Source organism: Bacteroides parvus, from assembly GCF_017309675.2.
Lineage (GTDB): Bacteria > Bacteroidota > Bacteroidia > Bacteroidales > Bacteroidaceae > Bacteroides > Bacteroides uniformis.
On record NZ_CP084680.1, the window covers coordinates 3524937 to 3545588 of the forward strand.

General features: G+C 49.8%; 17 protein-coding genes. 5 read left to right on the forward strand and 12 right to left on the reverse strand.

All coding sequences use genetic code 11. The features are described from left to right. Nucleotides 1-46: 46 nt before the first annotated feature. From JXR92_RS14365 to JXR92_RS14420, 12 genes are all read right to left on the reverse strand, one after another. Nucleotides 47-1294 (reverse strand): ABC transporter permease, encoded by a 1248-nt coding sequence (locus tag JXR92_RS14365; protein WP_138346002.1) that lies wholly within the window; start codon nt 1292-1294, stop codon nt 47-49. Nucleotides 1295-1333: 39 nt separating this feature from the next. Next, complete coding sequence (locus tag JXR92_RS14370) at nt 1334-2566, reverse strand: ABC transporter permease (protein WP_117601241.1); 1233 nt, start codon at nt 2564-2566, stop codon at nt 1334-1336. Between the two features lie 6 nt (nt 2567-2572). Continuing rightward, on the reverse strand, nt 2573-3841 hold the full coding sequence (locus tag JXR92_RS14375; protein ID WP_117601242.1) for an ABC transporter permease: 1269 nt from the start codon (nt 3839-3841) through the stop codon (nt 2573-2575). 3 nt (nt 3842-3844) lie between these two features. After that, on the reverse strand, nt 3845-5125 hold the full coding sequence (locus tag JXR92_RS14380) for an ABC transporter permease (RefSeq protein ID WP_117601243.1): 1281 nt from the start codon (nt 5123-5125) through the stop codon (nt 3845-3847). 25 nt (nt 5126-5150) lie between these two features. Then, nucleotides 5151-6389 carry an ABC transporter permease gene (locus tag JXR92_RS14385; RefSeq protein ID WP_117601244.1) on the reverse strand — a complete coding sequence of 413 codons (1239 nt, stop codon included), beginning with the start codon at nt 6387-6389 and terminating at the stop codon, nt 5151-5153. A gap of 33 nt (nt 6390-6422) precedes the next feature. Beyond that, nucleotides 6423-7718: an ABC transporter permease gene (locus tag JXR92_RS14390; RefSeq protein WP_117601245.1), complete on the reverse strand. Its 1296-nt coding sequence runs from the start codon at nt 7716-7718 to the stop codon at nt 6423-6425. 1 nt (nt 7719) lies between these two features. Further along, entirely contained in the window at nt 7720-8334 is a 615-nt protein-coding gene (locus tag JXR92_RS14395) for a GIN domain-containing protein (RefSeq protein ID WP_138346004.1), read from the reverse strand. A 144-nt stretch (nt 8335-8478) separates the two neighbouring features. Then, nucleotides 8479-9741, reverse strand: a complete 1263-nt coding sequence (locus tag JXR92_RS14400; RefSeq protein WP_117601247.1) for an ABC transporter permease — start codon at nt 9739-9741, stop codon at nt 8479-8481. 13 nt (nt 9742-9754) lie between these two features. Beyond that, entirely contained in the window at nt 9755-11029 is a 1275-nt protein-coding gene (locus JXR92_RS14405) for an ABC transporter permease (RefSeq protein ID WP_117601248.1), read from the reverse strand. Nucleotides 11030-11079: 50 nt separating this feature from the next. Beyond that, nucleotides 11080-11745 (reverse strand): ABC transporter ATP-binding protein, encoded by a 666-nt coding sequence (locus JXR92_RS14410; protein WP_117601249.1) that lies wholly within the window; start codon nt 11743-11745, stop codon nt 11080-11082. A gap of 261 nt (nt 11746-12006) precedes the next feature. Then, nucleotides 12007-13254 carry an efflux RND transporter periplasmic adaptor subunit gene (locus JXR92_RS14415; protein WP_117601250.1) on the reverse strand — a complete coding sequence of 416 codons (1248 nt, stop codon included), beginning with the start codon at nt 13252-13254 and terminating at the stop codon, nt 12007-12009. A 143-nt stretch (nt 13255-13397) separates the two neighbouring features. After that, nucleotides 13398-14321: a glucosaminidase domain-containing protein gene (locus tag JXR92_RS14420; RefSeq protein ID WP_016274394.1), complete on the reverse strand. Its 924-nt coding sequence runs from the start codon at nt 14319-14321 to the stop codon at nt 13398-13400. A gap of 101 nt (nt 14322-14422) precedes the next feature. On the opposite strand from JXR92_RS14420, the gene cdd reads away from it, so the two are divergent. The 5 genes from cdd to JXR92_RS14445 all read left to right on the forward strand — a co-directional run bounded on the left by cdd (nt 14423) and on the right by JXR92_RS14445 (nt 20509). After that, on the forward strand, nt 14423-14905 hold the full coding sequence (cdd, locus tag JXR92_RS14425) for a cytidine deaminase (protein WP_005837423.1): 483 nt from the start codon (nt 14423-14425) through the stop codon (nt 14903-14905). A 358-nt stretch (nt 14906-15263) separates the two neighbouring features. Then, the gene (locus JXR92_RS14430; protein WP_117601251.1) at nt 15264-16898 is read left to right on the forward strand and encodes an ABC-F family ATP-binding cassette domain-containing protein; all 1635 of its coding nucleotides are present in this window, start codon (nt 15264-15266) and stop codon (nt 16896-16898) included. Between the two features lie 105 nt (nt 16899-17003). Beyond that, nucleotides 17004-17543, forward strand: coding sequence for a flavodoxin family protein (locus tag JXR92_RS14435; protein WP_087333058.1), 540 nt, complete (start codon nt 17004-17006; stop codon nt 17541-17543). A 20-nt stretch (nt 17544-17563) separates the two neighbouring features. Continuing rightward, entirely contained in the window at nt 17564-19060 is a 1497-nt protein-coding gene (locus tag JXR92_RS14440; protein WP_117601252.1) for a 4Fe-4S binding protein, read from the forward strand. A gap of 48 nt (nt 19061-19108) precedes the next feature. Further along, nucleotides 19109-20509 (forward strand): aldo/keto reductase, encoded by a 1401-nt coding sequence (locus tag JXR92_RS14445; protein ID WP_206897518.1) that lies wholly within the window; start codon nt 19109-19111, stop codon nt 20507-20509. Nucleotides 20510-20652 lie beyond the last annotated feature (143 nt).

The window sequence follows — 20652 nt, forward strand, 5'->3', positions numbered from 1 at the left end:
ATATACAAGTTATATTGAGAATGAGTACAGATTACTCAAAAAAAACTCATTCATCATGCAATGCTTCGGCAGGCTGCACCTCCATGGCCCGTGAAGCCGGATACCAGATTCCTGCAATCACCATTAGTGCCATCAATACCCAGACAATAGAAACGCATATGACAAATCTCCCCCAAGTGGCATCCGTGGCTTCTGTAAAAGTGACATCTGCCATAACCATGTTAATACATATTATCAAAGCCGGGATAGAAGCAAGCGCCAACAGCAGCAACCCTTCACCCAGCAATTGCCAACGTATCCTTCCACGGCTGCTGCCCATGGCCATGCGCAAGGCAATCTCGCTGCGACGATGGCGGGTACGGAACCAGAAAGTTCCCATCAGCCCAATGAATACATTGAAAACGAAGAATATCACAATGAGCCTTGCACTACGGATATATGGGGTGATTCCTTCGGCAGCATCCCGTTCTATCTTCTGGTCCTTATAGCTCTGTATGTCGAAAAGATAGAATGGAGCGACCTGCAGCTGCGACGTCATATCCTGATAGAAACAGGCTGCAAAATTATCCGTATCTGCCTCCGGACGTATCCGTAGGGAGATGAACGGAAGGTACTGGGCCTCATAGAACCAACCAGGGAAAGGAGTCAGGACAAAAGGTCCGTAACGGGCGTAATCATCCGTCTTCTGCAAGGCACAGACTGCAGAGACACGGTAACGGAGACCTCCGCTGTAATAATCCAGGAACTCGCGGCCCACCGCCCCAGTACTTGCCTGAAAAAGGCTGTCTGCCAGATCACAGGTCACCACGGCAGGCAAAGGACTGGCAGTGGAATTCCAGTCTACGACATTCCCCTGCAACAACGGAATGCGCATGACGTCGAAATATTCTGGAGACACATAGCGTACTGTAGTCTCGACAACATGTACGCTGTCCGTCGCATACCCCTGGTAAACACGCCCGCGGGTATAGGTATCGGTACCCAACCACATGGCCGCACTCTCCACAGCAGGATATCGCCTGATACGCCGGAGCACCTCCTCCATCGGTTTGAACCAGAAGGTCTGCAGACTGTCTTCCGACGTGCACGGCACTATCTGTGTGGGGTTGCAGGAAATCCTTATCTTATAGACATGCTCCAAATCATACCCCTTAGGCTGCCGTTCTGCATAGGTAAAGCCATAGAGCACATCCACACAATACCACATCAATGTAAATACAATCAACAGCTCGGCAAACAGCCAGCCATTACTGCGGCGCTGGTTCCATATCTGATGTAAAATAGAATGTATCATACTCGTTACTGTTTTTTTAATTGGGATTCGTTTATCCGTTCATTCTCCACCAAGAACCTCGGCTATGGGACGGCGGGTGGCATGCCAGGCCGGAATAAACACAGAAAGCAGGTTGAACAACAGGCACACCACCAATACAGCCACGAAAACCGTGGGACGGAAGAAAAGCCAGACACTTACATCAAAATTCGTTCCGGGAGCGCCATAGCCAAGCATCCAATCCTTACCCAGCCATAGGAATATGCATGAAAAGAGAAAACCGAGCAATGCGCCGGCAAATGCCAAAGCCAGATTCTCACGGAGCAACTGCACCATTAAAGTAGAACGGCTGGCACCGTATGCTTTCCTTACCGCAAGCTCAGCCATGCGACGGGACATTTGCGAAGATATAAGTCCGCTGACATTGATAGCAGGTACAATCAGTAATATCAGACCCAGAATTATGCAGGTTACGGCAGGGCTCATCGTATCATTACGGAAGAACTGCCGTTCCGTATAAGTGCTGAGATCGGGAAGTTCCAGTTTATACTCAGTCAGTGTCTCGTTGAAGCGGGCAAGCGACTGTTCTATCTGCCGCTTGAGCTCCTCTCTACCGACACCGGGCCTGACAAGGGCCACAGCCTCGAAATCTCCCCGTAGCCCTTCACTGCCCAAATCGGAATTCCGGGTGGAATAAGGCATCCACAACTCTCCATAGGCAAATGTGAACAGAGAGCTCACATCTTTGGTGACCCCCACAATGCGTTTAGGGCGAAAGTTAACAAAATAATTCTTGCCAATGGCTGCTTCGGCAGACCCGAAAGCTTCGCGGGCAAGCTGTTCACCTATAACCACAACATCCCGGCAAGCATCGAACTCTTCGGTACTGAAAAGACGACCTGCCACAAGAGGGATGTCGTAGACACGCCAATAGTTCAAATCCACCTGACGAACCGTGCGGCGCATTCCCCGCGCTGGCGACTCCCCACAGTATCTAAGATAGGTAGGTCCCAGATAGGTGACAAGTTCTGCTCCCGGAAGTTCCTTAAAAATAGCGTTGACAGCCCGATAAGACATACCCGTATTGGAATTGCTGCGGTCGGACTTACGGTAAGAATATCCATAAGAAGAATATACCATACTACTGCGGTGCGACTCGGGAGCCAAGTCAGCCGTCTGGATGTCATACACCATGTAAATGACCATGACAAAGGTGATGCTCACTGCCGTACCGATGACGGAAACAGCACTGAAAAAGGGATTCTGGCGGATAAGAGCTAAAATTTGTTTCATAACTTTCTATTCATCATGTAATGCTTCGGCAGGCTGCACCTTCATGGCACCTCTTGCCGGATACCAAATACCTGCAACAATCATGACAGCCATAAGCGACCAGGTTGCCACAACAGCTGCCAGAAAACGCCCTCCGCCGAAAGGAAGTTTCTCAACATCCACCAACTCCGCCATTCCCACATTGAAGGCAATAATGACGGCAGGAACGGCTGCAAGGGTAAGCAGCAATATACCCTCCGACATCAGACGGAGGAAGACACCTTGACGCGAACTTCCCATAGCCATACGGAGTGCCACTTCACGGCGACGCTGCTGTGTACGGAACCAGAAAGTGCCGATAACGCCCAGAAAAATATTCATCAACAGAAAGCCGAGCACACAAAGCTGGGTTTTGGCTTCATTCATGTCCTCACGTTCGCATATCTCGCGCAAATCCTTGAAAGAAGTTACATCGAGCAGATAGAGATTCCCTACTTGATAGAGGCGGTCAGCATCCTCCATAAGCTTCTCCATAAAGCCGGAATCGGCATCAGGACGGACACGAAGACTGAGAGTGATGTATCGTGGATTTCCATATTCTTTCAGTCTGTCAAGGTTAAGATGCAAAGCTGCATAAGTACCTCCCCACTCTGAAGAAGTATAGAAGTGCGACCAACGTACGGGTGTGCCGACAGCCCCTACGCGGCACCGTTCATCACTACCGAAATTCAACAGTGTAAGTTCACGGTCTTGTAAAGAAGCTGCATTGTTCAGGTGCAATTCAGGATAGGCTGCAAAAAGATTGGAAGAAACGACCATATGGTCATCCCGTATGGCAGCGGCCATGTGGGTCAACATCTCCTCATCCGAGCTACCATAACGGAACACACGGAAAAAATCAGGTTCCACCCAAAGCAGATGAACATTCTCCGATATAGTATCCAGCCCCAAATTGAGACCGTTGCTACCGTCATTATAAGGAAAGCAATTCTGAGAAAGTGCCACAGCTTCCACACCTGGACGATGCCTCAAACGTTCGGCAAGTTCCACAAGATGCCGCATATCATCGTCCTTGGTCAAATCGAAATTATAAGCAGTAGACTTGAGAGTAAGCTTACTGACTGCAATATTATAGCAATGTTCCGTATCAAAACCCATCGGGGCATTGTAAACACGAAGAGTAACCAGTGTCCAGTCCACAATGTACCAAAGCACCACAAAGACCAGCAGCAGTTCCGTAAAAAGGAAAAGGCTGGAACGCCATTCATTCTTAATCTGAACCAATATATTCTTCATATGTCATTCCCCCCTCTGATTGATTGCATCCACTATATTCATCCTCGAAGCCCTCCATGCCGGGATACCGGCTGAAAGCAAATTCATCAGCAAACAGAAACCGAAAGCCGACAGAAAAGCCCATGGAGAAAGTAACATGCCAGGTGTCAGTGAAGTGTCTCCATTTAAATAGGCATTGGCGCTATTGCCAAAGAGGAAGCCGTTCAATAAAAAAGTAGCACCGTAACTCAAAGCCAGCCCCAGCATACCCGCCAACAGAGAGAGCAGCAGGTTTTCGAAAAACACCTGTCTTACCAGTTCACTACCCGTAGCGCCGAAAGCTTTGCGTACCCCGATTTCACTCATACGCTTCCGCATCCGCGAGAGGGTCATGGAAGAAAGGTTGATGGCAGGCACCAGTAGCAAGATGGTGATGACAAGCGCGTAACGCAAAACAATCCCCTTCATATCCGGCAAATGGTCCCATTTACGATACAGATTGGCAAACACCCCATCGGGTTGGTCACGATAAAAGGTTTCCGCTTCGGATAGACCGGCGTTATACGCAAGGCGCAATCTCTCCGCCTCTTCACGAATAGCCGGAAAATCGGCCGACGAATGTGCTAATATCACAGCCTTCATCTGCCCCATCGTATTTTCCCACCAGGCAAAACCAGCAGCATCGGTCGAATTATAAGGTACCCACACTTGCCCGTATGCTGAAGTGGCAAGCATGGAAACATCGGCCACGACACCTGAAACCCGGTAATCCACATGATTCAGTTGCAATGTCTGCCCCGTTACCTCCGTAGTGCCGAACAACCGACGCGCCACGGTAGCCGAGATAACGGCACAAGGTATTCCGGCATCGCTGTCTGCCTTGCTGAAACCTTTACCACTCAAAAAACGGAAACGGAAGATGTGCCAGAACTGTTCGTCCGTCTGCACCATATCCGCTGTCAGCTTTGCTCCAGCGAGCAACGACACACGCACTTTTTCCGGTAAAGATATAAGCGTGACGGCCTCTGCCGTAGAAAGCTGTTTAAAACATCCCTTACCCGTCTGTACAGACATGTGCCCATATGCCCCATGGTCAGTTCCTTTATACCTTACTGCCATGGTAGAAACATAAAGCGAACGCGAGCGGTTTATCTCCGGCTCACAATCTACCATACGTACTTGCAGGGTGATGACAAGCACCATAATCATGCAAATGGCAAGAGCGGTACCTATCACGGACACCCAAGTGATAATGGGATTCTCCCGCAAATGGTAGAAGGCTTGCTGAAAGTAGAGACGTATCATAAATAATTAAAAATTGAAAATTAAATTATTCGTCGTGCAGAGCTTCGGCGGGCTGTACCTTCATCGCCTTGCGGGCGGGGATGCCGATGCCGATAATAATCATGAGGGCTATCAACACAAAGCTGATCGCGGCACAGAGCAGCAGACGGCCCCACTCCAATGTCGTACCGTTCCTCCAGGAGTTCAATTCCAGATTCGCCAGATTATAGTCGATGAGCAATGCAACAGGAGTGACAATTGCCAACAATAATATCCCTTCACTAAGCAGCCGGATGAAGATGGCACGGTCTGTCGCTCCATGCGCTTTGTGCAGCGCTATTTCCGAACGGCGTTGCTGCGTACGGAACCAGAATGTTCCGAGCAAGCCGAGGAAGATGTTCAGCAGCAGGAATCCCATACCCATCACATAGTTACGGATATCATTGGTCCATGCCTGCTGGAAGTTGCGGCGGATGTCCTTGAAAGAACGTATCTCCGAAATGAAGATGTTTCCTACGCGAAACTGGCTCTCACTGTCTGCCTTCAACCTCTCAATGAAGTCATTGTCCTGCCCTTCACGGACACGGACACAAAGTTCGAGACCGACATAGTAGAAATTCTGCTTCACCATCATGGAATATGAGCTTCGTGCCTGGTCGTAATCGTGATAGCGTACATCTTGCAATGCGGCACCCAGCCGGTAGGTCTTCGTTGTGTCCCCAAAGAGATGGAACCGCTGGCCCACAAAGTCGGTCATCCTACGGTCATACTTACTAAAAAGGTTGTCCGAAGCCATGAAATCTCCGCGTTCCAACATTTCAGCCAATTGTTCGGGTGTCTCGCCACGCGTGCCCCGATAGCGAAATACACGGGGAAAATCCGGTGTCACCAACCTCCGGATAGTCCAACCGGGAGAACGCAACGTATCGTAGCTCACTTCAGCGCTTGAATTGCTTCCATTGTAAGGGTACGAATTCTGTGAAAGGCTCACCGCCTCTATCTCTGGCCGGTGGCGCAGACGCTCCAGCAACTTGGCTATGTCATCGTGGGTCTGCTGAGAGGTATGCCCGGCTATGTAGTCGGGGCTTTTGGGTGTCAGTTCACCCAACTCGATGAGGTAACAATGCTCGATATCAAAGCCTTTCGGCTCCAGGTAGGTAGCGGCGCGAGTATAGAGATAGTCCACCACGTACCACATCACTACGCTCACCACCAGCAGCTCCAGCACCAACCATAGGTTTGAGAGCCATTCATTCTTTATCTGTATAAGAAGTTTCTTAGTCATTTTCTTCAGCGATTAATGTTTAGTGACACGGGATTATTTATGCAAGCGTCCACCCAATGCATTTACAATGCCTACCCTCGATGCACGCCATGCGGGAATACCGGAACTCAATAAGTTCAGCACAAAGCAGAACAGCAGTGCCCAGCCAAAAGTAGAGCCATGCAGCAATATACTTGCATCCACGGCGGGAGGGCTCAGCGTCTGGCTGAATTCCTGGGCAAACAGCAGGGTATTTCCCAAATAAGCAAACACGACGCTCAGTAACAATCCCAGAATCCCTGCCAACAGTGTCACCACCAAATTCTCTGCAATGATTTGCCTCATCAGTTCCAGTCTTGTTGAACCGAATGCCCGGCGTACACCGATCTCAGCCACACGCTGGCGCAAACGGCTCTGTGTCATCGAGCTGAGGTTGATGGCAGGAACAATCAGTAGGATGATGAAGATAATGAGGCGCTGTCTGCGCGCCTGGTCCACGTCCGGTTCGATGTTGGCAGCCATGCCCGCGGCACTCTTCTCCTGGTCGTAGGGACGGTTGCGGTAAATCAACGAATAACCGTTCTCACCGATTATCGTGTTGTACTCCTGACGGCGGCGCTCCGTTTCCTCGCGGATGGCTGGAAAATCTTCGCGGCTTTTTGCCAGGATGGTGACGCTCATCATCCCCATGTGTTCGTCGCTCCAGGTATCCTTCGTTATCTCAGTAGAGGTATAGGGTACCCATACCTGCGCGTAAGCTGTGTTGGCTAAAGTAGAAACATCCTTCACTACGCCGGCCACTGTATAAGGAGCATGGTTCAAGAGGAATTCACGGCCCACGGCCTCCGTTGTCTGGAATAGCCGGCGCGCCACACTTTCCGTAATCACTGCCACGGGCAGTCCGGCGTCGAACGTAGCCCGGTCATAGGCCTTTCCTGCAACAAACGAAAAATCGAATACATGCCAAAAGGTATCATCTGTCTGCAACAAATCGATACCCGTTGCAGGTTGTCCCGGCAGATTCACGGGGGTAGAAACCACCATGCAGGTATAAATCGTTACCGCTTCCGGTGTCTTCAGCGATTTAAAGCACTCGAGCGCCGTCTTTATACCCATCGGTCCGTTGCTGGTTCCATCGCCCCAACTCTTGTTGGTAATGCTCATATAATGGGCGTGCAGAAAGCGGTCACGGTTACTTTCAGGGGCAAACGGGGCCACCTTCACCTGCTGCATCATCACCACCAGCATGATGAGGAAGATGGCAAGTGCCGTACCGGCTATGGTGACGGCACTAATCATCGGTTGCTGCCGCAACTGTGCCCAAGCTTGTGTGAAAAATTGCTTTATCATCTCAACGGCCTATTTTCAAATTATCAGTATTTACCTCGCCTATGCCTCTTTTAGAAATGTCAGCATGCCCGGCAGTTCCACTCAAAGTAATTTCACCGACTCCACCTACTTTGGCAGAGAGATAATCGCAAACTACATGGATGTCGGCACTGCCCACACCACGTAAAGCCACCCTCAGGTCACGGCAAGTCAAATCCTTCACATGTACATCACCCACGCCTTTCACTTCAAACTCCAGCTTATCCAGCTTCAAGGGTTCCTCACAGTTGAATTCACCCACACCGATAAATTCCACCATCTTTAAGTCCGGAGCCGAGAGACGGATGGTAACACCGTCATTTTGGTTGCGCACCTTCTTATCCTTGAAGCCGATGGTGAGATGACCATCCTTCACTGTGCTCTCCGTATTCTTCACGTACTTCTCCCGTCCTTCAATCTGTAGGGAGTAACTGTCGCTCTGTGTGAAATAAACCGTACCCACAGAAGTTATCCTGATGGATGAGAATGCCTCCACCTTACGTACTTCACTCACTTTGTTATCTTGTCCCCATGCACAAATTACGCCTGCAAATGCCAATGCCAATGCGATGATAACACCTATAATATTTGTCTTCATATTCTTGCTTATTTATTACGATGATTACTTACTCAAAAAACAGATAATATATTTAGTACGAACGGATGATATATTTGCCCCAAACAAGTGATGTGTGCGATACAAACAGATGATACGTTCTTTTTTATCGTTGATATTATTTTCTTATTCTTCATGTAACGCCTCTGCCGGCTCTATCTTCATGGCTTGCCGGGCCGGATACCAAATACCCATCATCACCATCAGTGCTATCAACAGCCAAGCACCTAATGAGCCTATCAGGAAACGTATCATGCTCCACTCTACCGGCCAGGTCGCAATCAATGCAGTACGTCCAATGGTGAATTCGCCGACACCTACGTTGTAACATACCAGCATAGCAGGCAAAGTAACCAACGCCAACAGCAGTAACCCCTCCCCCATAAGAAGGGAAAAAACCTGATGCTTGGTACTACCCATCGCCAACCGTAAGGCTATTTCCGAGCGACGACGGCGCGTACGAACCCAGAAAGTGCCTATCAGCCCCAAAAAGACATTACCCAAAAGGAACAATACCACTATTGTCTGACTATTCACTTTGTCCGTATCTCCATACATCACTTCAAACTGTGCCTGCATTTGCGTGTAAGGTTCCGCATCGGCAACAAATATATTGTCCGTATCCAGCCTCGGTGCTATCTCGCGGAGAAATTGTTCCCGATAGTCCGGTCCGTCGGCTGCAGGCTTTACACGGAAAACTATCTGTGCCTGCTGACTACCGAATTCCTCACGCATAAGTTGCTCGCCCAGGCGCATAAAAATCCAATGAGCGTCATTACCATAGCGGTAATCGCGGAAACTGCCGACAATGCCACCTTGAGTAACAGTATTCACAGTATCTCCACGCCATTTCATCGGTGTGTTGAGTGAAAATTCCGGTAGCCGTTCCTTGAAGGCATCGGCAATAGCCTGACTCAACATCACATTATTGATGCCGATAGGCAAAGCGGCAAAAGTCCGTCCTTGTTCCTCCTGCATATGGAAAACCCGGGTATATCCACCGGTAGCATAAATCATACGCCCGTTCTGCCCGATGGTATCTTGTACAGCCAGCGAGTTATAACTATTTGCGCCACTCATAGGCAAACTCCAATAACTCAATGAAGCGGCCTCTACAGTCGGTTCTTGTTCCAGCCTTTTCAGGATATTCAGATACTTGTCGGCATCGAGCAATGCAGTATCACGACTCTCGCCTCCCTGAACCGTAGTAAGACGATAAACATGGTCGATATCATATCCCAACGGACGATAGAAAGTATATTTCATACATCCCAGAGAGTCGCAAAGAAACCACATCACGATGAATACCAAAAAAAGTTCGGCCAAGACCCACCCACTATTGCTCAGGCGTGCCCATATCATGCGTAAGTTGTGTAAAATGAATTTCATAATACTTCTTGTTTTATTTATCGTTCAGTGAATCTACAATTGTCCGTCTTGCTGCCATCCATGCAGGCAGTCCGGCACTAAGCGTATTGATGACCACGCAGAAAGCAAAAGCCAGCAGAAATACCCAGGGACTGAACAATGCCTCCATGCTCAAGCTAAAGTCACCGGCTGTACCGACATTCTGGCTATTGGTAAAAAGCCAGGTACGCATTCCCCATACAGCTACGTAGCTGAACAATAATCCTACCACACCACCAAGCAGTGTCAGTACCAGGTTCTCATTCAGAATTTGGCGTATCAGTACACCGCGCGTTCCTCCGAAGGCCTTACGTACCCCAAGCTCCGAGGTACGCTGCTGCATCCGGCTGTTACTCAGCCCGCACAAATTGAGCGACGGCACCAACAGAATGATGAACAATGCAATGGCATATTGCAGGTATAGCATCGTCACATCCGGTCCTACGTTAGCCCATACATGGTTCACATGCGCCACGATGTCATCCGGTTGCTCCATGATGTCTATCTGCATATCTCCCAATCCTGCATTGACAGCCTCTATCCGTTTGGCAATACCTTGACTGATAGCCGGAAAATCGTCGGATGTACGTGCCAGCACAGCAATATGAACACTACCACCATAACTCCATACCGAAGTCACTTCCAACTTATCGGCCGGATACATACTCCATACTTGTGCGTAAGCATCCTTTGCGGTGACAGAAACATCCTTTACCACTCCTATCACACGCGCCGGTTCGCGGTTCAACAATAACTGCTGTCCCACCGCATCTGTCGTACCAAACAGTTTCCGTGCCACAGAAGCACAAACCACAACAGCCTTTGTACCTCCTGCACGATCCTCTTCGCCAAAACCGTGTCCTGCCATGAACTGCAGGCTGAATACCTTCCAAAAGCCCTGATCGGTCTGCATAGCATCCACCTTTACCCGGTTGCTACCATCTGTAAGAGACACCAAAGCGGCACTGGCCGGAACAAAAGCAGTACAAGCTTCCACTTCGGATAACGGCTGTATACATTCTTTCATAAATGCCGGTGAAGGAGTATTATAGTTTTGTACCCCCTCCTCTGTCTTGCTGCTTATATGCATGGCAGAAAAGTAAAGGCACCGGCTACGGTTCACTTCCGGTTCCAAATCGGCATACTTCGTTTGCCAAATAATCACAATAGCCATAATCATGGTAATGGCAAACGCCGTACCCAGTATGGAAATTGTACTCAGCAGCGGATTCTGCTTCAAGATAGTAAAAGCTTGTCTTACGGTTTGCATTTCATTTATTGATAGTTGATAATTAATAGTTGATAGTTTCTAAGCAGTAATTATTCCACCTGACGTCCGTCGAAGAAGCGGATGGTACGCGAGGTCTGTTTGGCCTGCTCTTCATTGTGAGTCACCATCACAATGGTACGTCCGTCTTCCTTGTTCAGCTGATGCAACAGCTCCATGACTTCGGCACCCATTTTGGAGTCCAAATTACCGGTAGGCTCATCGGCGAGGATTATCTCCGGATTGCCGATGATGGCGCGGGCAATGGCTACACGCTGGCACTGTCCACCGGAGAGCTGTGTAGGCATGTGGCGCATGCGGTGGCTCAAACCGACCTTCTTCAACACCTCTTCCGCCAGACGACGGCGTTCTTTGGCAGACACCTTTCTATACAGCAAAGGCAGCTCCACATTATCCAATACATTCAGCGAGTTAATCAGATGGAAAGACTGAAACACAAAACCCAGCTTCTGGTTACGGAAAGCAGCCAGCTCCTTGTCCTTCATGCCGTCCACTTTCGTACCGGCTATTTCGATGGTACCGCTGGTGGGTGCATCCAGTAAACCCATAATGTTCAGCAACGTAGATTTTCCGCAACCGGAAGGTCCCATGATACTGAGAAATTCTCCCTTGTTCACTTCGAGGTTTACATTTTCCAATGCCACGGTTTCAATCTCGTTTGTACGATAAATCTTGTTGATGCCAGTTAACTTAATCATAATGGTAAGTATTTAATTGTTATTATTCTGTTCTGTTTCTATTCCGCACAATTTCTGCTTCAAGAGGTCAAAAGTTGTACCAAAATCGTTTATTATTGATTATCTGCTATTTATACATGCAGTAAGGTGTCCGAAAATGAACACCTTGTCCGTTTTCATCTATCCGTCACGCAGGGCTTCCGTAGGTGGAATGCGACTGATACTGCGCGCCACAGTTTGTTCTGCTTCAACAGTTCCCAGACTTATTTAAGTAAGACTTTATCATTTCAATTTCAACTTATTCTTGTTCTTATAGTTACTCATATCACTCACCACCACTTCATCACCCGGTTGCAAGCCACTGACCACTTCTACAAACTCAAAGTTGGAATCGCCCAACTGCACCTTGCGCTTTACGATTTCCTTATCGGAATTGCGTACAAAAAGTTCATACTCCCCACGTCCCACATAATAGCTGGCATTGGCTATGCGCATCACGTCTTCCTTCACCGCATTCATCACGTACACATCTGTCTTCAGACCGGAACGGAGACGGCGGTTATTATCTTCATTCAACTGCACGGTAAAGGATATTACACCATTCTTTGAAAGCGGAGTAACACTGCTTACGGAACCTTCCAACTTTTCGCTGCCAATCTTCACAATGGCCTTGCCGCCGGCAGCCACACGGTCACCGTAAGTATCGGCAATCTCGCCTTCCACCTTGAAGTGGCTCAAGTCGGAGATGACGGCAATCTGGGTCCCTTCAGGAACCTGAGCTCCAATCTGATTGTTGATATAAGTAAGGATGGCCTTCCGGGGCGAACGCACCTGCGCGTCATCGAGCGTACGTTTGGTTTCGGCCAGTGTCTTCTGGAACATGCTGAAATCCAATTCCTGCACTTGGTATTCCGCAGCCAACACTTCCTTCTCGTTGGCATACTGCTGCTGTAATTGCTCGTATTCCAGTTGTGCAACGTTGTAGCTCAGTTCTGCTTGGCGCACTTTGTCAGTGGTGCCGGAACCGAGGCTATCGAGGTACTGCTCGTTGCGCAGCTCCACCTTCATGCGGTCAAGCTTCATGGCGGAGACTTTGATTTTCATCTGAAGGTCGGTCAGCTTGGTTTGGTTGTCAAGTTTCAGCTGCTTTAGCTTGTAGCTGCGCATCTGCTCTTCGTCCAGCATCTTCTTGTAGTCGGTTTCGGCACTCTGTAAGTCCAGTTTCAGGATAGGAGTACCGACATCCACACTATCGCCACCTTTTCTGTACACCTCCAAAATGCGGGTATTGATGGGCGAGTTGATAATTTCCTCGAATGCCGGAACCACCTTGCCGGAGGCGCTGACACTGACTTCAATCGTGCCCTTGCCTACTTTGGAGAACACAAGATCTTTCTCTTTCACTCCCGCACGCATCAATGAAATGAGTACACTGACCACTACGATACCTGCCACGCCGATAGCACCGTAGCGGATAATTTTCTTATTGCGTTCTTTATTACGCACTTCTTTCGGAATTTCTCTATCCATATCTTTAAATTTTATTGTTTGCGAACATAACGCTTAATATATACTAAATTCATGCCAAAATCATAACCCACTGAAAGTAAGCGAAAAGACAAAAAAGAAGGGTGTCCGTTTTCGGACACCCTGTACATTTTCGGATAGATTCTTTATCTTAATCTCAAACGGTCGCCAATCTCCGGCACGTATTCCGCATCCTTGCGATTCATCTTATAAAGGTTCTTCAGACGAATGCCGTACTTTTGGGAAATGGAGTGCATGGAATCACCATCCTTCACAATGTAGACAGTATGGGGTTTAGCGGCTTTCTTACGCTTTTCTTTCAAGTAGATGATGTCTCCCGCCTCCAGTGTATATTCTTTATGGAGGTCGTTGTATTTCACCAGCTTCTTCCAGCTGATGTCAAACTCCTTGCCCAACACCTGGAAGGTGTCTCCGTCGCGTGCCACTACATAAGCTATATCGTTGGCAATGTACACCTGATGCGGATTGGCCAGCCAAGGCTTCTTTTTCAGTTCCTTCTCCCAGCTGCGGGCATCGCGCTTGCTCATGCCACGGCTGTCGTACTTATACAGTTCATAATCCTCGATAATGGTTATCAGTCGGTTGGCATACGACGGGTCGGTAGCATAGCCAGCCTTCTTCAAGCCGCGCGCCCAACCCTTATAGTCCGTAATCTTCAGTTTGAAAAGAAAAGCATAACGTGCTCCCCTTTTCAAGAAATCGGAATGGTCTTCATAAGAGTCTTTCGGATTGCGATAAGCGCGGAAACATTCATTGCGGGCATCGTCATCATGCCTCACTGTCCGTCCGCGCCAGTTGCCTCCGCACTTGATGCCGAAGTGGTTGTTGCTCTTGCGCGCCAGCGCGCTGTATCCGGCACCGCTCTCCAACAGCCCTTGGGCCAGCGTGATGCTGGCAGGTATCTTATGACGCTGCATCTGCTCCACGGCAAGGGGGGCATACTGTTTGATATACTCATTGTAGCGGGCATTCCGGCGTTGTGCCTGCACTGTTGTAATGGAAATAAAAAGAAATGCTATGATAGCAGTCAGTCTGAAAATCCGTTTCATGCTTAAAATGTTGAGTTCTGCACAAAAGTCCGTAAAAGAATTGAAATAACCAATCTCTTTTCTATCTTTGTAACATTAATTACAATATAACCCTTTGCCTTATGAAAGAATTAAATATCGAAATCGCCGTCAAGATATACGACTATGAAGAACTGGATGCCGCCGACCGCGAACTGATGGATGCCGCCCGCGAGGCTACCAACCGCAGCTATGCCCCTTACTCCCACTTCTCGGTAGGAGCTGCAGCCAGACTGGCAAACGGTATTGTAGTGACCGGCACCAACCAGGAAAACGCCGCCTATCCTTCCGGGCTGTGTGCAGAACGCACCACCCTATTCTATGCCAACTCCCAACATCCCGACCAGGCAGTAACCACCCTCGCCATTGCTGCACGCAACGAGCACGACGAGTTCCTGGAGTCTCCCATCCCGCCCTGCGGCGCCTGCCGGCAAGTGATGCTCGAAACGGAGAAGCGCTTCAAGCAGCCAATGCGGGTGTTGCTGTATGGCAAAAAGGGAATCTACGAGCTGAAGAATGTGGGAGAATTACTGCCACTCTCGTTCGATGCTTCGGCCATGAAGTAACAGAACCAATAAAGTATTAACATCGTGTCTGCAGGAAGTTAATTTCTTGCAAACACGATATTAACTTCTTGCCGACACGATATTAATATCGCAAAAAGCCTTTGTTATTCAGTGGAAATCATTACCTTTGCGCCCACTAACCAATTAATTCCACCGATGAGAATATCCGACTAAAGACAACACATTCCGGTAAACATCACTATCAACATGCTTTTTCAGACTGAACGCTGAGCATCACCTATATAGATGTTTAGCCAATACTGTGTTTGTCTGTACCCCTCCCCTTCGAGAATTTCAATTTCGGGGAATGCTTGCATCTCCCCTATCATTCTTACTTCTAAAAACACAGTAGAAACTTATGAGCTTTATCATTAAAGACCTTAGCTATATCCATGCAGATAAGGAAATCTTGTTTTCACACCTCCACTTGAGTATCAACTCCGGAGATAAAATAGCCCTGACCGGAAATAACGGTTGCGGCAAGTCTACCCTCATGCGTATTTTGGTAGGAGACTTGTCTCCAAGTTCGGGAACGGTGCTACGCCCCGAACATCTGTACTACGTACCCCAGCACTTCGGACAATACGACCGGCAGACAATAGCACAAGCTTTGGGAATCAGCCACAAGCTATCTGCCCTGCATGCCATCCTAAGCGGTGACGCTACCGAAAAGCACTTCAATACGCTCAATGATGACTGGAACGTGGAAGAACGCGCCCAGACTTCTCTCGACAGCTGGGGACTGGACGGTATCCCACTCTCCCGTCCGATGGAAGGACTTAGCGGCGGCGAAAAGACCCGCATCTTCCTGGCAGGCATGGAGTTGCACAACCCAACAGCCATCCTGCTGGACGAACCGACCAACTATCTGGACGCGGATGGACGGGAACGTCTGTATAACTTGATACGACGGACATCGGCTACCGTGCTCGTCATCAGTCACGACCGCACGCTACTGAATCAGTTGCCTGCCATCTGCGAACTCTCCTCCCAGGGATTGACGTATTACAGCGGAAACTACGACTTCTACAAAAAACAGAAGACCCTGCAACAAAACGCCCTCACCCAACAACTGGAAGAGAAGCAGAAAGCCCTGCGCCTTGCACGCAAAGTGGCACGCGAAGTAGAAGAACGGAAGGCCAAACAGAATGTGCGGGGAGAAAAAAACTCCATTAAAAAGGGGATTCCCCGCATCATGATGGGAGCACTGAAAAACAATGCGGAAAACAGCAGCAGCAGACTCAGCAGCATTCATACGGAGAAAACGGAAAAATTGCAGGCAGAAATGTCAGGTATCAAAAGTTCACTGCCACAGACAGACAAACTGAAAACAGACTTCAATGCCTCTCATCTGCATGTGGGGAAGGTTCTAGTCAAGGCAAAGGACGTCAACTTTCATTATCCCAGCCTCGCGGCTTCTCCTATGGAGACAACCCGTCCGGAGGCAGTAAAGGAGCTCTGGTCTTCCTCCCTCACCTTCCAGCTAAGAAGCGGCGACCGCCTCAGCTTGAAAGGAAAAAACGGCAGTGGAAAAACAACCCTGCTGAAACTCATCATGGGCGAATTGCACCCCACCGACGGAGTGATGGAGCGTGCCGGCTTCACCTCCGTCTATCTGGACCAGGAATACTCCCTCGTCCGTAATGAGCGCAGCGTACTCCAACAAGCAGAAGCCTTCAACCACCGCCACCTGCCGGAACATGAAGTGAAAACCATCCTCAACCGCTATCTCTTTCCCCGCGACGTGTGGAACAAGCCGTGCAGCAAACTGAGTGGCGGCGAAAAGATGCGTCTTTCCTTCTGCTGCCTGATGATTGCCGACAACACCCCGGACATGTTCATTTTGGACGAACCCACCAACAATCTGGACATCGAGAGCATAGAAATAATAACGGCAACGATACGCAACTACGCCGGCACCGTAATTGCCATCAGCCACGACCGGGAATTTCTGAAAGACACCGGCATCGAACGGGAGATACTTTTGGAATGAATCAGTAATTTAGGTAACAACAACCGTAATTTGTATACTGCCGTTCTCATAAAACCGGCCTATTTTTGTAGCACGTAATCATTTACTAACTAACGAACAACGAATATGAGCAAAAAAGTATTAATCCTCTCCTCCAGTCCCCGCAGGAATGGAAACTCCGACCTCTTGTGCAACGAATTCATGCGCGGTGCCGCAGAAGCCGGACATCAAGTAGAAAAGATTTTCCTGAAAGACAAGCACATCAACTACTGCACGGGATGCAGCGTATGCAGCATGTACGGCAAACCCTGCCCGCAAAAGGACGATGCCGCCGAAGTGGTGGAAAAGATGATTGCCGCCGACGTCATCGTCATGGCAACTCCCGTATACTTCTACACCATGAGCGCGCAGATGAAGACACTGATTGACCGTTGTTGTGCACGCTACCTTGAAATAAAGAACAAGGAGTTCTACTTCATCATCGCCGCCGCCGAAGAAAGTGTCCCCATGATGGAACGTACCATTGATGGTTTCCGTGGCTTCCTCGACTGCCTGGAAGAGCCCAAAGAATGCGGCACCATTTATGGCGTGGGTGCCTGGAAGGTAGGCGAGATAAACGACAAGCCTTCCATGCACGAAGCCTACGAGATGGGGAAAAAAGTATAAAGAACGAATACTAAACATTTATGCTACGTACCATCAGACTGACCCTTGCCGTCATCTTCTTTGCATTCATCACGCTGTTGTTCCTCGACTTCACGGGAACACTGCATGCCTGGTTCGGATGGATGGCGAAAATACAATTCCTGCCGGCCGTGCTGGCACTGAACATCGGTGTAGTACTGTTTCTTGCAGTGCTGACCTTGGTATTCGGACGCATCTACTGCTCCGTCATCTGCCCGTTAGGAGTATTCCAGGATATTGTTTCCTGGCTCTCCGCCAAACGGAAGAAGAACCGTTTCCGCTATTCGCCTGTACTGAAATGGCTACGCTACGGTGTGCTGGGAGTATTCGTACTTGCCATTATCGGCGGACTGAACTCTTTTGTCGTGCTACTGGCCCCTTACAGCTCATACGGGCGCATCGTTTCCAGCCTTTTCTCCCCGCTCTACCAATGGGCAAACAACGGACTGGCCTACCTGGCCGAACGTGCTGACAGCTATGCCTTCTATGAAACGGATGTATGGATGAAGAGTCTCCCTACCCTGCTGATTGCCACGGTCACTCTGGTGGTCCTCATCGTGCTGGCATGGCGAGGCGGACGTACCTATTGTAACACCATCTGTCCGGTAGGTACAGTGCTTGGCTTCCTCTCGAAGTATTCCTTGCTGAAACCGGTAATTGACACAAAGAAGTGCAACAGTTGTGGACTTTGTGCCCGTAACTGCAAGGCATCGTGCATCAACATCAAGGCACACGAAATAGATTACAGCCGTTGCGTGGCATGTATGGACTGTATCAGCAAGTGCAGGAAAGGTGCCATCACTTACACACGCCGCAAGCCGGCCTCCGCTGCAGTCTCTCAGGAAACCTCCGTGGCACCGGAGCAGGTAAACGACGCCCGCCGCGCATTTCTCTCTACAACCGCCGTGTTTGCTGCTACGGCAGCCCTCAAGGCACAAGAAAAGAAAGTGGACGGTGGACTGGCTGTCATCGAGGACAAAAAAATCCCCGAGCGCGCCACTCCCATCACTCCCCCGGGCTCACTGAGCGCCCGCCACTTTGCACAACACTGCACAGCCTGCCAGCTCTGCGTATCGGTATGCCCCAACCAAGTGCTCCGTCCTTCTTCGGACTTGACAAAACTGATGCAGCCGGAAATGTCTTACGAACGCGGTTACTGCCGCCCCGAATGCGCCAAGTGTGCGGAGGTGTGTCCTACCGATGCCATCCATCTGACGAGCCTCGCCGAGAAATCGGCCATCCAAATCGGTCATGCCGTATGGATTAAGGAGAATTGCATCTGCATCACAGACAAGATGGAATGTGGGAACTGTGCCCGCCATTGTCCGGCCGGTGCCATACAGATGGTTCCTTCAGACCCGGAAGACGAAGCCTCCATCAAGATACCGGTAGTCAACGCCGAACGCTGCACCGGATGCGGAGCATGCGAGAACCTTTGTCCGTCGCGTCCGTTCAGTGCCATTTATGTGGAAGGCCATGTGATGCACAGAACTGTCTAAAGCAGCTTTATCACCCAAATATCCATTTATAATTTCAGTCCTATCACAATGAAAGAAGACAAGAACAAGATAAACCGCCGCGATTTCTTCAAGCTCGCCGGTGCAGGAACGCTTGCCTCGGCAGCAGCCCTGTACGGCTGTTCGGGCAACAAGAACAACGGGGAGAGCGAATCGGCCGCGCTGGGCGAGATACCAACCGACAAGATGACCTACCGTACCAATCCCAACACGGGCGACCAGGTTTCCCTGCTAGGATACGGATGCATGCGATGGCCCACCCGCAAACGCACCGACGGGAATGGAGACGAAATAGACCAGGAAGCCGTGAACGACCTGATAGACTATGCCATTGCCCACGGAGTGAACTATTTCGACACCTCCCCCGCCTATGTGCAAGGTCTGTCGGAGCGCGCCACGGGCATTGCCTTGAAACGCCATCCACGGGAGAAATTCTTCCTTGCCACAAAGCTGTCCAACTTCAGTCCCAGCACGCACAGCCGCGAAGAGTCCCTTGCCATGTATCACCGCTCCTTCCGCGACCTGCAAGTGGACTACATCGACTACCTCCTGCTGCACGGCATCGGCATGGGCGGCATGGAAGCCCTCCGTTCCCGCTATCTGGACAACGGCATGCTGGACTTCCTGCTGAAAGAGCGCGAAGCCGGACGCATCCGCAACCTCGGATTCTCCTATCATGGAGACATCGAAGTCTTCGACTACCTGCTCTCCCGCCACGACGAACTGAAATGGGACTTCGTACAAATCCAGCTGAACTACGTAGACTGGCGGCATGCCAAAGAAGTGAATACCCGCAACACGGACGCCGAATATCCGTACGCCGAACTGGTGAAGCGAAACATCCCGGCCGTCATCATGGAGCCGCTGCTGGGCGGACGCCTATCCCGCCTGAACGACCACTTGATGGCACGTCTGAAACAACGCCGCCCGCAGGAGAGCGTGGCTTCCTGGGCCTTCCGATTTGCAGGTACTTTCCCCGATGTGCTGACCGTACTGAGCGGAATGACGTACATGGAGCATCTGCAAGACAACCTGCGTACCTTCTCCCCGCTTGTTCCATGTACGGAAGAGGAGTTTACCCTGCTGGAAGATACCGCCCAGCGAATGCTGCAATACCCCACCGTGCCGTGCAACGACTGCAAATACTGTATGCCGTGCCCCTATGGGCTGGATATTCCAGCCATCCTGCTGCACTACAACCGCTGCATCAACGAGGGCAACGTGCCGCAGAACAGCCAAGACGAGAATTACCGCGAGGCACGCCGCGCCTTCCTGATAGGCTATGACCGCAGTGTTCCCCGTCTCCGCCAAGCCAACCGCTGCACCGGTTGCGGCCAATGCAACCCGCACTGTCCGCAAGGCATCGACATCCCGGCGAAACTGCAGGAGATAGACCGATTTGTGGAAGCGCTGAAGCAGGAAACCCTTTAACGGACTTACCTTCAACCCTGGTTGTCCATTTTAAGGATTACCAATCATATACAGATTCTTCTTTTTGTATAACTTTGCAAAAAGAACCATAGATAAACGATGAATAAAAAGATTTTAATCGCAATTTTAATAAGTATCGCCCT

Coding starts and splice junctions, on each gene's coding strand:
- JXR92_RS14445 (WP_206897518.1), top strand. CDS start 19,109: ATGAAAGAAGACAAGAACAAGATAAACCGCCGCGATTTCTTCAAGCTC.
- cdd (WP_005837423.1), top strand. CDS start 14,423: ATGAAAGAATTAAATATCGAAATCGCCGTCAAGATATACGACTATGAA.
- JXR92_RS14395 (WP_138346004.1), bottom strand. CDS start 8,334: ATGAAGACAAATATTATAGGTGTTATCATCGCATTGGCATTGGCATTT.
- JXR92_RS14415 (WP_117601250.1), bottom strand. CDS start 13,254: ATGGATAGAGAAATTCCGAAAGAAGTGCGTAATAAAGAACGCAATAAG.
- JXR92_RS14365 (WP_138346002.1), bottom strand. CDS start 1,294: ATGATACATTCTATTTTACATCAGATATGGAACCAGCGCCGCAGTAAT.
- JXR92_RS14375 (WP_117601242.1), bottom strand. CDS start 3,841: ATGAAGAATATATTGGTTCAGATTAAGAATGAATGGCGTTCCAGCCTT.
- JXR92_RS14405 (WP_117601248.1), bottom strand. CDS start 11,029: ATGCAAACCGTAAGACAAGCTTTTACTATCTTGAAGCAGAATCCGCTG.
- JXR92_RS14385 (WP_117601244.1), bottom strand. CDS start 6,389: ATGACTAAGAAACTTCTTATACAGATAAAGAATGAATGGCTCTCAAAC.
- JXR92_RS14390 (WP_117601245.1), bottom strand. CDS start 7,718: ATGATAAAGCAATTTTTCACACAAGCTTGGGCACAGTTGCGGCAGCAA.
- JXR92_RS14435 (WP_087333058.1), top strand. CDS start 17,004: ATGAGCAAAAAAGTATTAATCCTCTCCTCCAGTCCCCGCAGGAATGGA.
- JXR92_RS14430 (WP_117601251.1), top strand. CDS start 15,264: ATGAGCTTTATCATTAAAGACCTTAGCTATATCCATGCAGATAAGGAA.
- JXR92_RS14380 (WP_117601243.1), bottom strand. CDS start 5,125: ATGATACGTCTCTACTTTCAGCAAGCCTTCTACCATTTGCGGGAGAAT.
- JXR92_RS14440 (WP_117601252.1), top strand. CDS start 17,564: ATGCTACGTACCATCAGACTGACCCTTGCCGTCATCTTCTTTGCATTC.
- JXR92_RS14420 (WP_016274394.1), bottom strand. CDS start 14,321: ATGAAACGGATTTTCAGACTGACTGCTATCATAGCATTTCTTTTTATT.
- JXR92_RS14400 (WP_117601247.1), bottom strand. CDS start 9,741: ATGAAATTCATTTTACACAACTTACGCATGATATGGGCACGCCTGAGC.
- JXR92_RS14370 (WP_117601241.1), bottom strand. CDS start 2,566: ATGAAACAAATTTTAGCTCTTATCCGCCAGAATCCCTTTTTCAGTGCT.
- JXR92_RS14410 (WP_117601249.1), bottom strand. CDS start 11,745: ATGATTAAGTTAACTGGCATCAACAAGATTTATCGTACAAACGAGATT.